Here is a 14,343-nt window from a genome sequence, read left to right on the forward strand (position 1 = left end):
TATAAGAATATATGATTTTTATGGAAAAGATTATATTTTCAAAGAATAGCGGTCTTTTATCCGTTGTCTTTTATTCATGTTTTTTATTTACGCATTTTGCTTGCAATGAAGCTGCTGCTGCCTCCATGGCGATCGAGTCCTCGCAAGATAACACAGAAAACAGTGTGGTTACTCCGCGCTTTACGGCGGCGTTTAAAAATACCGATATTCGCGAGTTCATCAATATTGTCAGTAAAAACCTGCATAAAACCATTATCATTGATTCGCAGGTGCAAGGCGAAGTCTCGGTGCACAGCTACGAGCAGCTCACGGCCGATCAGTACTATCAATTTTTCCTCAACGTGCTGGAGGTGTACGGCTATACAGTAATTACCAACAGCGATAACATTCTGAAAGTGGTGCCTTCTGAAAAGGGCCAGCGTGCGGCTCTGACAGCGCAGCAAAAAAAACTCAACGGCGCGGACATCGTGGTCCGCGTCGTGCCGATGCAAAACCTCTCAGGCGATTCGCTTGCGCCGATCCTCGACAAGTTCAACAACAACATGGGCGTGGGCAGCGTTCGCTACTATAAGCCAGGCAACTCGCTGCTGATAACTGGCCGTGCCGATGAAGTACGGGCACTTGAGGCCATCGTGTTGGATCTCGATAAAAACAGCAGCAGCCGAACCTCGGTCGACATTATTCCGGTTCGCAATACTAAACCTTCCGTCATTAAAAAAGCGGTCACCGATATCTACAGCAATAGTGCCGACAGCAGCGCCGACAGCAGCACCGACAGCGAATTCTCGCGTCCGAAAGTGGTGGCGGAGGATCAGGAAAAAGTGCTGCTGGTCAATGGCACCGATAAGGCGCGCCAGGCGGTACGCAGCATTATTGCCCGGCTGGATAAGGTCGCCAACGCGGAGGACAATTCCAAAGTTTTCTTCCTGAAATACGCCGATGCGGTAGATATGGCAAAACTCCTTTCTTCCGGCGGAGGAACGAGCAGCGATAGCAATGTACAAAACGCAGGTGACGTGGTCAATGACACTGGCAGCGGCGATGGTGATCATGCTCAGAACGATAGCGGCAATAACTTCGGTGAGCAGAACCAACTCCTGTCCAACAACAGCACAGAGTCCAGCAGCGACTACGGCTCTTCACTCAACAATGGTAGTCCGATATTTAAAGGGGCCAGTGTGCAAGCGGATAAAGCCAATAACGCGCTGGTGGTTCACGCCCCCGAAGAGGAGATGCGTCAGATCGAGTCCATAATAAACAAGCTGGACATCCGGCGCAATCAGGTGCTGGTGGAAGCAATCATTGTTGAAATACAGGATGCCGATGGCCTGAATCTCGGCGTTTCGTGGTTCAACTCCCGGGGGGGCGGCTTCGGCTATAACAGCGACGGCAGCTCTGACCGCACCACCAAGGCGGCTAACGGCTTTGGCGAAAACCAGCCGATTGCCTCGGCGCTGAAGGACTCCGGCGGGCTGGTGGCTGGTTTCTATCACGGCAACTGGGGTTCTCTGTTCAGCGCACTGGAGAGCAACAAGCACAATAACATTCTGGCTACACCGAGCATCGTAACCCTCGACAACCGCCAGGCAGAGTTCAACGTCGGCCAGGACATTCCGATCCTAACCGGCTCTCGAACCACAAACAGCGATAACATCTTCAACACCGTTGAACGCCGCACGGTGGGGTTCAAGTTTAAAATTCGCTCGATGATTGACCAAGGCAACACGGTACAGCTGTACATCAGCCAGGAGATATCCAGCCTGACCGATGCCAGCACCGCCAACATTGACAGCAAGCTGGGCGCTGTCTTTAATATCCGCACCGTCAACAACGTGGTGCAGGTTGAAAACGGCGAGACCGTGGTGATCGGTGGCCTGCTGGACAAGGAACAGAACAACCGAGTCAGTAAAGTGCCGCTGCTGGGGGACATTCCGTGGATCGGCGGCCTGTTCCGTTATACCTCCCACAATGACACCAAACGCAACCTGATGCTGTTCATTCGCCCGCACATTATTCGCGTTCAGGATCGCTATAACGATTTAACCGCCGATCAGTATGACAGCTTTAAGGAAGAACAGCGGAAAGACAACCCCGATCTGGTGAAATCGTTAGAATCGCGCTTCTCCGGCAGGGGCGCAAGTAGCCGTGAGTCGATCGCTTACATCCAGAGCAATATTGCCGAATTCGCCCGGGAAGTAGCTGAATAATGAAGGGGAAACGGCTCAGTCTCGAGTGGTCGCAGCAGCAGGGAATATTGCTAGGCGAGCAGGATGGTGCCCCCTCGCTGTTCTGCCGCCCCGGTGTCACCCCTCTAGCGCTGATGAGTGTGATGCGCATCATGGGGTGCGAAACGCCACTGTTGCATCTGGACGATGAGAGTTTCTCCAGCCGACTGATTGCGCGCTTTCAGCATAGCAGCTCTTGCGTCAGCGAAGTGATGGCCGAGCTGGGCAGCGAGCTGGATATGTACCAGCTGGCAGACGCCATGCCGAACCACGAAGAGCTGATGAACGAAGGCAGCGATGCGCCCATAGTCCGGCTGATTAACGCCATTCTCAGCCAAGCGATCAAAGAGCGCGCGTCGGACGTGCATATTGAGCCGTTCGGGCAGGTCATCGCGGTGCGTTTTCGTATCGATGGCGTGCTGCAAAAAATGCTGGAGCCCGAGCGGCGGCTAGCCTCTATGCTGGTTTCACGCATTAAGGTGATGTCCAAGCTGGACATCGCAGAAAAACGTACACCGCAGGACGGGCGTATCAGTCTGCGCCTTGGCCATCAAGCTATCGATGTGCGCGTCTCGGTGATCCCCTGTAGCCACGGTGAGCGGGTGGTAATGCGTCTGCTGGATAAAAATGTGGTGCCGCTATCGCTTTCCCACTTGGGAATGTCAGAGGTGTTGTGCAATCGGGTAATGACGCTTGCAAACCGCCCTAACGGCATCTTTCTGGTCACCGGCCCCACCGGATCCGGGAAAAGCACCACGCTGTATGCGGTTATCTCGGCGCTCAACCGCGCCGAGCGCAATATCATGACCATCGAAGATCCGGTGGAGTACGACATCGCCGGCATATCCCAGACCCAAGTTAATCCGAAAGTTGAGATGACTTTTGCTAACGGGCTCCGGGCCATTCTGCGCCAAGATCCTGACGTGATTCTGATTGGCGAAATTCGCGATCGCGAAACGGCGCAAATTGCGGTGCAGGCCTCCCTGACCGGCCACATGGTGCTTGCGACCCTGCACACCAACACCTCCGTGGGAGCAATCACCCGCCTGCAGGACATGGGAGTAGAGCCTTTTTTGCTATCCGGCTCGCTGGGCGGCGTGCTGGCTCAGCGGCTGGTGCGGCTGTTGTGCAAGCACTGCCGCCGTCCGGTGACCCTGCTCAAAGAAGAGTGCCAGTTGCTGGGTGTCCCTTGGCGCGATGGCCTCGCGGCGTGGGCACCCGGCGGCTGTGAACACTGCCATCACTCGGGCTACCGGGGGCGCACCTCGCTTCACGAACTTCTGGTGCTCAACAGCGCCATGCGCAGCATGGTGCATCAGAAGGTCAACGAGGTGGAGCTGGTGGCACTGAGCGACAATTTCATGTCGCTGCGCATGGACGGCTTTGCCAAGATTCTGGTTGGCGCCACCAGCGTTGAAGAGGTGCTGCGCGCCACCGACGAGGTTGAAGGCAATGAGATATAGCTTTCTGGCCTCCGACGCGCAGGGACAGGAGATCCGCGGCATCCTTGAGGCGAATTCGGAATCACACCTGCGCGACCTGCTGCGCGAGAAAAAAATGACCCTGCTTGCTGCCCGGCAGCGGAAAAACGCCACCGGCCTGCGCTGCAGTCGGCTGCGCATAAACGATACCGATCTGTCGCTTATGACCCGCCAGCTAGCGACCATGGTCGCCTCGTCGATGCCGCTGGACGAAGCGCTTCACGCGGTGGCTCATCAGTCGGAAAAGCCCGCAGTGGCCCACGTGGTCCAGCAGTTGCGGGAGATGGTCGTCTCCGGCCTGAGCTTCGAGCAGGCGCTGCTCAGCTTTCCCCACATCTTCGAGCGCTTTTACTGCGCAATGGTGGCCGCCGGTGAAGCCAGCGGCTATCTTAACGAGGTTCTGCTGCGTCTCGCACAGTACATCGAAAAGCGTCAGATCATGAAGAACAAGCTGGCGCAGGTACTTCTCTACCCTGCGGTGCTGACGCTGGTGACCATCGGCGTCGTGACCATTCTGCTCACTTCGGTGGTGCCGCAGGTAATGAGCCAGTTTATCCAGATGAAAGTTGAGTTGCCGTGGACTACCCGTCTGCTGCTGACCCTCAGCGACTCCATTCGCGACTTCGGTGTTCCAGTGGCGGCGGTTCTGGTGGGCGGCCTGATGGCCTGGCGCTGGTCTCTGCGAAAGCCGGAAAATATGCTGTGCGTTCACCGGCGGATGCTCAGGATTCCCATCGTCGGTCGGCTGGCGCGGGAGAGCAATGCTGCGCGCTACGCCAAAACGCTCTCCATTCTTACTGCCAGCGCTGTGCCGCTGCTGGATTCGATGCGCATCGCAGCCCGTGTGCTGGCCAACAGCTATGCTCGCCAGCAGCTGACTGACGCCTGTGAGCAGGTATATGAAGGCAAAAGCTTGCACCAGGCGCTGTCCGCCACTCGCCTGTTTTCACCGATGATGAACCACATGATCGCCGCCGGCGAGCGCAGCGGCGAGCTGAACCAGATGCTGGAGCACGCCGCCGCTCTGCAGGACGAGATCCTCAACCACCGACTGACGCTGTCGCTGGGCATTTTTGAACAGTCGTTGATCATCGTGATGGCCTCGGCAGTGCTGTTCATCATCATGTCGATTCTGCAACCGATTCTTCAACTCAATACCATGGTTGGATAACGACCTAACAGGAGCACTCTGTATGGCACATTCGCGCTATCTGCGTCGCGGACAAAAAGGTTTCACACTGCTCGAAGTGATGGTAGTAATTGTGATTATAGGACTGATGGCGATGCTGGTTATACCCAACATTATGGGCAGCAAGGCCAAAGCCGACCAGCAGAAGGCGAAGGCCGATATCAGTATGCTGGAGAGTTCGCTGGAAATGTACCATCTCGATAACAATCGCTACCCCACCACCGAGCAGGGGCTGCAGGCGCTGGTGAAAAAGCCGGTAGACGAGCCGCTCCCGGCCCACTATGACGATGGCGGCTATATCAAGCACCTGCCCAAAGATCCGTGGGGTCACGATTATCAGCTGCTTAATCCGGGCAAGCACGGCAGCATCGACGTTTACTCCATCGGAGCGGACGGTAAAGAAGATACAGAAGACGATATCGGCAACTGGGCCGCGGAGTCACGCTAGGATGACGGAATGCTCTGCCACGATCGCGACGCCGGACTCTGGTCAGCGCGGCATTGTGCTGCTTGAAATACTGGTGGCGCTGGTGATCCTCGCTGTCACCGGCAGTGCGGTGATTTGCTTTGCTACCCAGCAAATTACCCTTATGAACCAGCTTAAAGCGACGCTGTACGCGGATTGGGTGGCTGATAACCAGCTGGTGCAGCTGCATCTCGCCCCCGGCCCTCGGACCCGCGAGTGGGTTCAGGGCGAAAACCTGATGGGCGGCATCAGCTGGCGCTGGCGCTACCGCTACGCCGATAGCTCCGTGCGCGGCACGGATACGCTGGAAATTGAGGTTTTTCGCCCCGGCGCTCGCAGTTCGCTGGTCTCCGTCAACACGCTGGTAATGGCACAATGAACCGCCAGCGCGGCTTTACCCTGCTGGAGATGCTCCTTGGCATGACGCTTATCGCCATTGTCTCCCTCAGCGCTTGGTATTTGTTGGCCGGCATGAGTCGCAGCCAGCAAATGATGCTATCGCAGGGGGGAAAACTCAAGGCCATTAACCGGGTGTTCAACATCCTGTCGGACGACTTCTCCCACGCGGTGATGCGCACTAGGGTAAAAGCAGACGCGACGGATCTTCAGGTGCAAACCGGCGATGTTTCGCAGGTTCGCCTGCTGCGCAAGCAGTCGCGCAGCGCAGGAGTAAAACTGGAGCAGGTGGAGTGGTATCTTCAAAACAACACCCTGTATCGCCGAAGCTGGCTGCTGGCACCGGGCACGCAGGTCATTAACCAGCAGCAGCTCGTCGGCGTCAGCGGATTTCACCTGCGCTTTTACCAGCAGGGGTTGTGGCAACCGCAGCTGCTAAGCGGCGATACGCTGCCGCAGGCGGTTGAAATCACCCTAGCGGTGAACGGGCTGGGCGAAGTACAGCGACTGACGCTGATGGGAGAGCAGTAGTGCGCACGCCCGCCTCTGTCGGCGAGCGCGGTATGATTTTGCTGATGGTCCTGCTGGTCATCAGCCTGATCATGGTGATGATCGCGAGCCTTTCACGCACAGGACAAACCACGCGCCATAGTGTAAGCAGCGCCCAGCAACAGCTGCAGGCCAAATGGCAGCTGTTGGGTGCGGAAGTGGCGGTGACCGCCGAGCTACAGCGCCAGCTGGGCGGCAACGGCGGTATTCTGCCCGCCGCCGCCGACTGGCTGCAACCGCACTCGGTGCGGGTAAGCGGCGGCGACGTGCGCTACGTCCTGCGCGATCTTGGCGCATGCTTCAATCTCAATTGGCTGCTGGCAAGCGTAAAAAGAGGACAGAAAGGCAGCCAAGATATACTGACGCCAGACGCCTGGTTTCAGCAGTTGCTCGGGCTCATCGGCGCGGGCCAAAGCCTCAGCGTTCAGAGGCTGCAGGACATGTTGCAGGGATATTTGTTTCGCGATGCTAGCCAGCTGCTGGCAGTTGCTGCCATCCCTCAGGCACCATGGCAGCGGCTGTTGGGGCAGATTTGCGTTGTCAGCGGACTCGCCGACAACCCGAAGCTGAACGTCAACGGCCTGACATCCGATCAGTTGTTGCTGCTGCAGGCGGCGCTTAAAAAGCCGGTAGACGATGGTCGGCTGCGCCAGCTGCTGGTCAGCCGTCCCAGTAAGGGCTGGAAAGATCAGAAACAGATCCCGGTGACCCTGCTTGATGGTCTGCCGATCGCTGCGCTGTTTCGCTACAGCAGCAATGATTACGAGCTCTCGCTGGAGAGCGCCGTGCCCGGCGGCAACTGGATTTTGCGCACGTACCTTCATTATGATAAACAAAAAATGCACGTACTTTACCGTCAGTTTGAGGACAACGCAGAATGAAGATGCGCTTCCAGCTCGCGCGTCTGTCGGGCAGACGCCTCTTTTTGCGCCTGCCGTTGACGGACAACGGCCCGATGGCTTGGTGGTGCGGTGATCCTCAGACGCCGCACGAGGCGCAGTCCGGCGAGCTGGACTGCGCCGCCGCGCTGAATGAACTGCCGGATAGCATGCGTCCGCTTCCTGCCGTGCTCTGGCTGCCCGCCGAACAGTGCGTGCTGGAACCGGTAAGCTTCAGCGGTAAGTCGCGGCTACGCCCGGCGCAGCTGGCGCAGCTGCTGGGCGAAAGCCTCGGCGAAGATTTGGATGACTTTCTATGGTGGTGCCTACCGACCAAAGCAGCCCGGCAGTTGCTGCTGGGCTGCCCTGCGGCGTGGCTGAACGAGGTGCTGAGCGCGATAAACGCCTGCGGCCTGCACATCGTGCAGCTGCTGCCGGAGCTGGCGGCACTGCCTGATGACGATGCGGTGATAACCTTCGCCGGCGGCCGCTGGTTGTACCGCGAGCGCGACGGGCTAGGTGCTTGGTTGCATCCGGGCTGGGTGACCAACATCTTGCCTCAGTGGCGCGATCCCGCCCAGCTGACGTTGTACGGCCCGGCGCCGATAGCTGGTGTCAGCTGGGCAGCCCAGCATGCCGACTGCGGGGAGGCGCTGCTCGCTCGCTGCAGCGCCGACTGCGCCATAAACCTGCTTTCGCAGTTGCCTACATCGCTGCAGCCTCGCAGCAGCAGGCGCTACTGGCCTTGGACCGTTGGGCTGGCCGCTGCAACAATGGTGCTGGCCTTAGGCGCAACGCTTACGTCTGCCCTGCACCTGCACCTGCAGGCTAGCCAGGACAAGCAGCAGATAAGCGCGCTGTATAAGCACTGGCTACCGCAGGACAAGCGCGAAGACGCAGACGAAGTGGATCGCCTCCGGCGACATCGGCGCAGCTTTATACAGCAGTTCGGCAACGTCAATTTCTTCAACGCCTTCTGCCAATACGCCCAGTTTCAGAGCCTGTGGCAAGCTCCCCGGATTCAGAAGCTGGTATTTGACGATAAGAGCGCACTGGTCGTGGAAGTGAACCTGAGCGAAGCCGATGCGAAGCGCGCCGCAGAGCAGGCGAAGCAGGCGCACATTGCCGTAAAGTTCGGAGCTGCGGCGCAGGGAAGAATTACCGCCACTTTTACGCTGCGGGGGCCAAATGATGATTGATCTACACCGTTGGCGCACGCCGCTTATTGTCCTCGGCGTCTTTATCGTGTTGCAGGGCGTGGCATTCTGGCTACTCGCCACAGTCAGCGGCGATGCGCAGACCGCCGCCAGCCAGCTGGCGTGGATGCAAAAGCAGCAGGATGTTGTGAATTGGATAAACCACAAGCCCGACAGCGTCGCTTTCAGCAGGCCGATTGTCGATGCGGTCGCGCAGAGCGCCAGTTCGGCGGTGATTGCGCTGCAGTCGGAGGTCAGCCACGGCGAGACGGTGCAAATTACCCTAACTGGCGTCGAGTTTAACCGGTTGATTCTGTGGTTGCAGCAGCTGCAGCAGACCTATGGCACTGAGGTGCTGGAGCTGGAGCTGACTCCGGCCGCCGCCGGCGAAGTCAACGTGCCCCGGCTGGTTCTGGGGCGTCCGCCTAGGGTGCAGTAGATGCCTGTGCCTACAATGAACTGGTGTATACTGTCGCTGCTGATCGGCCTGTGCCTAGGCAGTATCATGAACATGGTAGTTTACCGACTACCGGTCATGCTGCAGCGCGACGAGCAGGACGCAGCCCCAGCGCTTAATTTCTTCTGGCCTCCTTCTCACTGTCCGCGCTGCGACTACAGGGTACGCTGGTATGACAATATTCCGATGTTTAGCTGGCTGGCGCTACGCGGACGCTGCCGCAGCTGCTGTGCGCCCATCGGCCGCCGCTACCTTTTGCTGGAGCTTAGTCTGGGCATGTGGGGAGCGCTCTGCGCGTGGTGGCTGCCGCCGGGCCTCAGTTGGGCGGCTTTTATGATTTACGGGGCGTGGCTGATGGCGATGGCGTGGATTGATTATCTGCATCGGCTGCTGCCCGATCTGCTTACCCAGTCGCTGCTGTGGATTGGACTGCTGTGGCACCTGGTTGACGATCGGGTGCTGCTGGAGGATGCGGTGGTGGGCGCGATTGCTGGCTACCTGACCCTGGCTCTGATCTACTGGCTGGGCCGCTGGCGCTACGGTTTTGAGGTCATGGGCCAGGGCGACATGAAGTGTCTGGCCGCGCTTGGTGCTTGGCTCGGCTGGCAGGCTCTTCCCTCGGTGCTCCTGCTGGCTTCTCTTTTTACGCTGGCTCTAGCGCTGTGGCAGATTGTCCGTAAGTGCGCACACAGGGGCAGTGAGTTTCCGTTCGGCCCCGGCCTGGCACTAGCGGGCCTGGTGTTTCTCTGTTATCCCGTCCTGCTGTAACGGGCCGGGACTCACGTTCATAAGATGAGAGTGTGGCAAGACCTATGTATTGGAAAATAGTTACCGCAATTGGCCTCTCCACCGCGCTGCTGGGATGCAGCAGCGAAGCGCCGACCATAGCTAGCATGCGCAAGGTGCCACCGCCCTCCGAGCAACTGGAGCAGCTGGCGTCGACCATTTCCGGCGCAACCTACCTGAAAAATTACTGCAACCGCAGCGATCTGGGGGAGAACAAAGATATCTTTAACGCCGTGGTCAGCCTTGCCCAGCGCAAGGGATGGGACATGGCGCACCTCGATCAGTCGCAGCTGAGCGAACGCAGAGAGGTTTTTTACGGTAACCTAGTCAGCAATCGCGACATAACTGAAAACTGTAATCAGCTTAATCGCGCACTGGCCGGCATTTTGCACAGTGTCTACCCCCGCTAGCAGCTGCTGAACAGGGCAGCCTGACGGCTGCGAATTGAAAACCCATCATCTGCCTGCCCTGCCGTTGCCATACACTGAGAGGAATATGTATGATCTGACAACATATTTTGCTCAGAGTTTTCCCGTAAGCGTCTCAATTAGACCGTCTGTGCAGCAGACGGTTCTGTCGCATTAACGACGGCAAGTCAGCAGTAGTGGTGTTGATTATTATTTATACGGCAAACAGATAAAATTGTTCAGCCGGGGACTATCCGTCCCCGTCCGGATACTGATACTGATACTGATACTGATACTGATACTGATACTGACCCTTGCGTATCATGTGTACCAGCTCAATACCCGCAAGCACAGTCTGCGCCCGACGGAATGATTTTAATCCCGTCATCAATTTTATCCTTCGTTTGATGTTACGGTGATCCTGCTCCACCAGGTTGTTCAGGGTCTGACCCTGATGCTTTCATCTGCTGATTTACCTGCGTTGAGTGTGGCCAGCTCTGCCGTATTCGCGCGGCTTTTATCGATGGTCACCACCATCCGGTTCACCATGGTGCCGGATGGCCTTGCGAAAGAAACGCGGGGCGACCGCCGCATGACGCTTCGCCGTCAGCAGAAAATCGATTGTCTGACCATCAGTGTCAACCGCCCGGTACAGATATTTGCACTGCCCTCTGACTCTGATGTAGGTTTCATCCATTCGCCACCGGCGGCCCACTGTGCGTTTGTGACGGCGAAACGCCTTATCCAGATGCGGCACAAGGCGGATGACCCACCGGTGAAGCGAGGAATGATCAACAGTGATACCACGCTCTGCCATCATTTCCTCCAGATTACTCAGGCTGAGTGAGTCCGCCCGGTACCAGCGGACACACAGCGCGATAATATCGACGGGATAATGCAGGCGTCGGAAAGATTTTCGGATCAGGGACATAGTTGGCAACATTACAAAAAAACAGCATGTTACCTGACGGTGTCTTAATACGACAGAACCTGACTGACACATAAAGACGTTATATCTGAATACAAAATCGGTTAATCGCATATGCGTAAAATCTCAAATACGGAATTACGCTTTTCCGTATTTATTGTACAATAACTCGCGGACCTCATCGGCAATCTTGGTTCCGCGAAGAGCGCAGGCTGATTTAATAGATTTGTGGAGACTTTCCGGGATATCAATGGTCAGTCTCTTCATTTTCTCTGCAGGCAATGTATCGTCTTCAACAGAACGACTCTCTACCCAAGCATCTGCGCTGGGTGCTGGTTTTGTCGGCTTTGAACCAAAAGTAATTTTTTTGCCACTCATCGTTATTGCTCCAGAATCTCGTTAACCAAGGCGGTAATTTCTTTCGACGCTGTGGAGTCAGGTTCAAGCTGGAAGACAGACTTGCCGACTGCGGCTGCCTCAGCAAAAATAACACGCCAGTGAAACACTGGACTTCAGCACAGCCGTTTCATAGGCAGCCCGCGCCTCTCCGACATCACGACCAATCACAGTATTTACGATTAACCGCAAATGCAGATTTAAGGTTTTCTTTATAGATTCTGGTTTCACTAATCAGGTTAACAACTTCCTGCGCGGCCCAGACGTCGTAAGGGCTCGGCTGAACCAGATCTGCTGCCATGATGGCTGAACGGGCCAGATCTGTAACGCGCGGAGGGCCATCTATAACGATATGGTTATAGTCCTGTGTAAACTTTCCAATATCCTTATGCAATGTTGCACGAGGCAAACCCAGCACAGGAAAGACTGATTCGCCTTCCCGCGCCGCAGCCCAGTCCAGGGCACTTCCCTGGGGATCGGCATCCAGCAGTAAAACACGTGCGCCGTCAGCAGCCAGTCTGGCAGCAATATTGACGCTGAGCGTGGTTTTGCCAACACCACCTTTCTGATTCAGAACAGAAATAATCATCTGGTTCTCCTGAAGTAAAATTACGATTTTCTGTAAAAATACATTTAGGCCCAATGGGAGCGAAGCTGCAAAATGCGACATCTGACTTTTTTTAACTGGATATGAGTAAAAATCACTCACCTGTGAAATGGTTGCCATAGCTATTACCCATTGATGATTCAGGGAGTTGGGATGTTGTCACAGGAGCAGACTTTTAATGACAGGGACGAGTGGCGTTTGCTTGCTGACGAGCTTTCCCTGTTACCAGGAATGACCGATACAGGGTGTTTGGGATTTGCCATTCAACTAAAATTCCGACAGGTTCGACCCTGTACATGATTCTGTGTAAATGCCTTTTCTCAGAAGTGACCGTCCAGGCGGTCACCGAACCCGATAATAAAGCGGCTCATTGCCATACGCCAGTCCTTTAGGGGCATCGTCCATTTCTGTGATGCCGCCTGGATTGCCAGCCATACCACCTTTTTCACTGAGTCATCCGTGGAGAACACATTACGCTTTTTGATGGCATGCCGGATCACGCTGTTCAGCGACTCGATGGCGTTGGTCGTGTAGATCACCTTGCGGATATCTGCCGGGTAAGCGAAGAACGTCGCCAGGTTGGTCCAGTTTGCCTGCCAGCTCCGGCTTATCTGCGGGTAGCGGCTGTCCCAGGCGCTGGCGAACGCTTCCAGCGCCTGCTGGCCCGCTTCTTCCGTGGGGGCCTGATAGATGGCTTTCAGGTCTCGGGTGACGGCTTTGTAGTCCTTCCAGGAGACGAACCGCAGGCTGTTACGCACCATATGCACGATGCACAGCTGGATGCGGGCTTCCGGATACACCGTGTTGATGGCGTCCGGGAAGCCTTTCAGCCCGTCGACACAGGCAATGAGCATATCGTTCAGCCCGCGGTTTTTTAGTTCTGTCAGCACATTTAGCCAGAACTTCGCGCCCTCATTTTCGGCCAGCCACATACCCAGCAGTTCTTTTTGGCCTTCGATGTTGATACCCAGGGCCAGGAACACGGATTTATTGATAACGCGGCTGTCCTGCCGGACCTTCAGGACTATACAGTCAAGATAAACAATGGGATAGACCGCATCCAGTGGACGATTCTGCCATTCGGTAACCTGTTCCATCACGGCGTCAGTAACCTTCGAGACCAGAGCCGGTGAGACATCTGCGTCATACAGTTCTTTGAACGCAGCCGCTATCTCACGGGTGGTCATCCCTTTGGCGTACAACGATAAAATCTGGTTATCCATCCCGGTGATCCGGGTCTGGTTTTTCTTTACCAGTTGCGGTTCGAAAGAGCCATCGCGATCGCGCGGTGTACGCAGCTCCAGCGGCCCATCGCCAGTGATAACCGTCTTTTGGGTATAGCCGTTGCGGGCGTTGGTCGCCGGTCTGGGCTGATTTTTATCGTAACCGAGGTGATGGGTCATTTCGGCGTTGAGCGCCGCCTCGACACTGATTTTTTTTCAGCAGGCGATCGAACTGGTTGAGATCGTCAGGGGTTTTGAGGTTTTTGGCCAGTTCGTTAGCCAGGGCCTGCAACTGTTTTTCGTCCATATATTAACCTGTTTTTGATGTTGGATTGAAAATATCAAAATCAGGCAATTACACAAATCTATGTACAGGGTCCTGTAACAGGCCACTGTTCAGGCAATAAGTTCACTTGCAGGCATGCCAGCCTTCGTCATTTTGTTCAGCCCACGTACCATGGCCAAAGTCTCTGCGACCTGGCCGTCGTAGTCTCTTAGCGTCCGCGAACCACCGAACAGCTGCTTTACTCTGTACATTGCCGTTTCGGCTATTGAGCGACGATTATAATCTGTTGTCCATTTCCAACGGGCATTGCTCCCGCTCAGTCGTTGATTCGCCACTGCACGGTTTTGGTCTGCATATTCACCTGACCAGTAACCTGCCCCTTTCCGGGGAGGCATCAGTGCGCTGATTTTCTTGCGGCGCAGCTCGTCGTGGCATAACCGTGTGTCGTAAGCCCCGTCTGCCGCCGCAGACTTTATTTTCCTGTGTGTCTGTCGAATAAGACCAGGGAAGGCTTCTGCATCGGTCACATTGTTTAGTGACAGGTCTGCGCGGATGATTTCATGTGTTTTTGCATCAACTGCCAGATGCAGCTTTCGCTAAATAACTGCTCGGAATAGTAGATCCCTTAGAGGGAACTCAGTCCGGTTTATGCGATCTGATCAATCGCTGAATATCCCAAATCACCAGCCGGACTGAGCAATGTCGATCATAGCACCAATACCCAGAACCGAACGACGCCTGATGCAGAAAACTATCCATAAAACAAAGGACAAAAACCACGCCCGGCGGCTCACCGCCATGCTGATGCTGCATCGTGGTGACACCGTCAGTCATGTTGCCAGAACACTCTGCTGTGCCCGCTCATCGATTGGT

General features: G+C 55.9%; 13 protein-coding genes and 4 pseudogenes. 12 read left to right on the forward strand and 5 right to left on the reverse strand.

The genetic code is table 11. From position 1 onward, the window contains the following. The first annotated feature begins 20 nt into the window (after positions 1 to 20). Genes gspD through gspS form a run of 11 tightly spaced genes read left to right on the forward strand, consistent with a single transcriptional unit; the run spans position 21 to position 10,033 of the window. On the forward strand, positions 21 to 2,207 hold the full coding sequence (gspD, locus tag F7Q90_RS08020) for a type II secretion system secretin GspD (protein ID WP_237166152.1): 2,187 nt from the start codon (positions 21 to 23) through the stop codon (positions 2,205 to 2,207). Beyond that, positions 2,207 to 3,688, forward strand: a complete 1,482-nt coding sequence (gspE, locus tag F7Q90_RS08025) for a type II secretion system ATPase GspE (protein ID WP_044243231.1) — start codon at positions 2,207 to 2,209, stop codon at positions 3,686 to 3,688. Before gspD ends, gspE begins: the two co-directional genes overlap by 1 nt. Further along, positions 3,678 to 4,877 (forward strand): type II secretion system inner membrane protein GspF, encoded by a 1,200-nt coding sequence (gspF, locus tag F7Q90_RS08030; RefSeq protein ID WP_006122114.1) that lies wholly within the window; start codon positions 3,678 to 3,680, stop codon positions 4,875 to 4,877. The genes gspE and gspF overlap by 11 nt, the downstream gene beginning before the upstream one ends. Before the next feature lie 22 nt (positions 4,878 to 4,899). Next, positions 4,900 to 5,343, forward strand: a complete 444-nt coding sequence (gene gspG, locus F7Q90_RS08035; protein WP_006122115.1) for a type II secretion system major pseudopilin GspG — start codon at positions 4,900 to 4,902, stop codon at positions 5,341 to 5,343. Between the two features lies 1 nt (position 5,344). Further along, a complete protein-coding gene (gspI, locus tag F7Q90_RS08040; protein ID WP_006122116.1) occupies positions 5,345 to 5,740 on the forward strand; it encodes a type II secretion system minor pseudopilin GspI in 396 nt (131 codons plus the stop codon). Beyond that, on the forward strand, positions 5,737 to 6,288 hold the full coding sequence (gene gspJ / locus F7Q90_RS08045; protein ID WP_006122117.1) for a type II secretion system minor pseudopilin GspJ: 552 nt from the start codon (positions 5,737 to 5,739) through the stop codon (positions 6,286 to 6,288). Before gspI ends, gspJ begins: the two co-directional genes overlap by 4 nt. Beyond that, positions 6,288 to 7,187, forward strand: a complete 900-nt coding sequence (locus F7Q90_RS08050; protein ID WP_006122119.1) for a type II secretion system minor pseudopilin — start codon at positions 6,288 to 6,290, stop codon at positions 7,185 to 7,187. The genes gspJ and F7Q90_RS08050 overlap by 1 nt, the downstream gene beginning before the upstream one ends. Then, positions 7,184 to 8,383, forward strand: a complete 1,200-nt coding sequence (gene gspL / locus F7Q90_RS08055; protein ID WP_006122121.1) for a type II secretion system protein GspL — start codon at positions 7,184 to 7,186, stop codon at positions 8,381 to 8,383. Before F7Q90_RS08050 ends, gspL begins: the two co-directional genes overlap by 4 nt. Next, positions 8,373 to 8,819: a type II secretion system protein GspM gene (gspM, locus tag F7Q90_RS08060; RefSeq protein ID WP_100208646.1), complete on the forward strand. Its 447-nt coding sequence runs from the start codon at positions 8,373 to 8,375 to the stop codon at positions 8,817 to 8,819. The genes gspL and gspM overlap by 11 nt, the downstream gene beginning before the upstream one ends. 15 nt (positions 8,820 to 8,834) lie before the next feature. Next, positions 8,835 to 9,605, forward strand: coding sequence for a prepilin peptidase (locus F7Q90_RS08065; protein ID WP_277422615.1), 771 nt, complete (start codon positions 8,835 to 8,837; stop codon positions 9,603 to 9,605). A gap of 44 nt (positions 9,606 to 9,649) precedes the next feature. Then, complete coding sequence (gspS, locus tag F7Q90_RS08070) at positions 9,650 to 10,033, forward strand: type II secretion system pilot lipoprotein GspS (RefSeq protein WP_052310160.1); 384 nt, start codon at positions 9,650 to 9,652, stop codon at positions 10,031 to 10,033. 247 nt (positions 10,034 to 10,280) lie between these two features. Here the strand turns inward: gspS and F7Q90_RS08075 are convergent. The 5 genes and pseudogenes from F7Q90_RS08075 to F7Q90_RS08095 form a co-directional block, all read right to left on the reverse strand. Further along, positions 10,281 to 11,072 (reverse strand): annotated as a pseudogene (locus F7Q90_RS08075) (IS6 family transposase). A gap of 24 nt (positions 11,073 to 11,096) precedes the next feature. Further along, complete coding sequence (locus F7Q90_RS08080; RefSeq protein ID WP_044243237.1) at positions 11,097 to 11,336, reverse strand: plasmid partition protein ParG; 240 nt, start codon at positions 11,334 to 11,336, stop codon at positions 11,097 to 11,099. A gap of 175 nt (positions 11,337 to 11,511) precedes the next feature. After that, a complete protein-coding gene (parA, locus tag F7Q90_RS08085) occupies positions 11,512 to 12,081 on the reverse strand; it encodes a ParA family partition ATPase (RefSeq protein WP_277422613.1) in 570 nt (189 codons plus the stop codon). A 200-nt stretch (positions 12,082 to 12,281) separates the two neighbouring features. After that, positions 12,282 to 13,491, reverse strand: a pseudogene (locus F7Q90_RS08090) (IS256 family transposase). An 89-nt stretch (positions 13,492 to 13,580) separates the two neighbouring features. Next, a pseudogene (locus tag F7Q90_RS08095) lies at positions 13,581 to 14,066 on the reverse strand (IS5 family transposase); the annotation flags it as partial. 103 nt (positions 14,067 to 14,169) lie between these two features. Here F7Q90_RS08095 and F7Q90_RS08100 point away from each other — a divergent pair. After that, positions 14,170 to 14,343, forward strand: a pseudogene (locus F7Q90_RS08100) (IS630 family transposase); the annotation flags it as partial.

It is taken from the genome of Pantoea stewartii subsp. stewartii (assembly GCF_008801695.1).
Taxonomy (GTDB): Bacteria; Pseudomonadota; Gammaproteobacteria; order Enterobacterales; family Enterobacteriaceae; genus Pantoea; species Pantoea stewartii.

What these genes read in the sequence shown, in the direction of transcription:
- F7Q90_RS08080 (WP_044243237.1), bottom strand. Translation starts at nt 11,336, where the DNA reads ATGAGTGGCAAAAAAATTACTTTTGGTTCAAAGCCGACAAAACCAGCA.
- gspS (WP_052310160.1), top strand. Translation starts at nt 9,650, where the DNA reads ATGTATTGGAAAATAGTTACCGCAATTGGCCTCTCCACCGCGCTGCTG.
- gspJ (WP_006122117.1), top strand. Translation starts at nt 5,737, where the DNA reads ATGAACCGCCAGCGCGGCTTTACCCTGCTGGAGATGCTCCTTGGCATG.
- gspM (WP_100208646.1), top strand. Translation starts at nt 8,373, where the DNA reads ATGATGATTGATCTACACCGTTGGCGCACGCCGCTTATTGTCCTCGGC.
- F7Q90_RS08065 (WP_277422615.1), top strand. Translation starts at nt 8,835, where the DNA reads ATGAACTGGTGTATACTGTCGCTGCTGATCGGCCTGTGCCTAGGCAGT.
- parA (WP_277422613.1), bottom strand. Translation starts at nt 12,081, where the DNA reads ATGGCAACCATTTCACAGGTGAGTGATTTTTACTCATATCCAGTTAAA.
- gspG (WP_006122115.1), top strand. Translation starts at nt 4,900, where the DNA reads ATGGCACATTCGCGCTATCTGCGTCGCGGACAAAAAGGTTTCACACTG.
- gspL (WP_006122121.1), top strand. Translation starts at nt 7,184, where the DNA reads ATGAAGATGCGCTTCCAGCTCGCGCGTCTGTCGGGCAGACGCCTCTTT.
- gspE (WP_044243231.1), top strand. Translation starts at nt 2,207, where the DNA reads ATGAAGGGGAAACGGCTCAGTCTCGAGTGGTCGCAGCAGCAGGGAATA.
- gspD (WP_237166152.1), top strand. Translation starts at nt 21, where the DNA reads ATGGAAAAGATTATATTTTCAAAGAATAGCGGTCTTTTATCCGTTGTC.
- gspI (WP_006122116.1), top strand. Translation starts at nt 5,345, where the DNA reads ATGACGGAATGCTCTGCCACGATCGCGACGCCGGACTCTGGTCAGCGC.
- gspF (WP_006122114.1), top strand. Translation starts at nt 3,678, where the DNA reads ATGAGATATAGCTTTCTGGCCTCCGACGCGCAGGGACAGGAGATCCGC.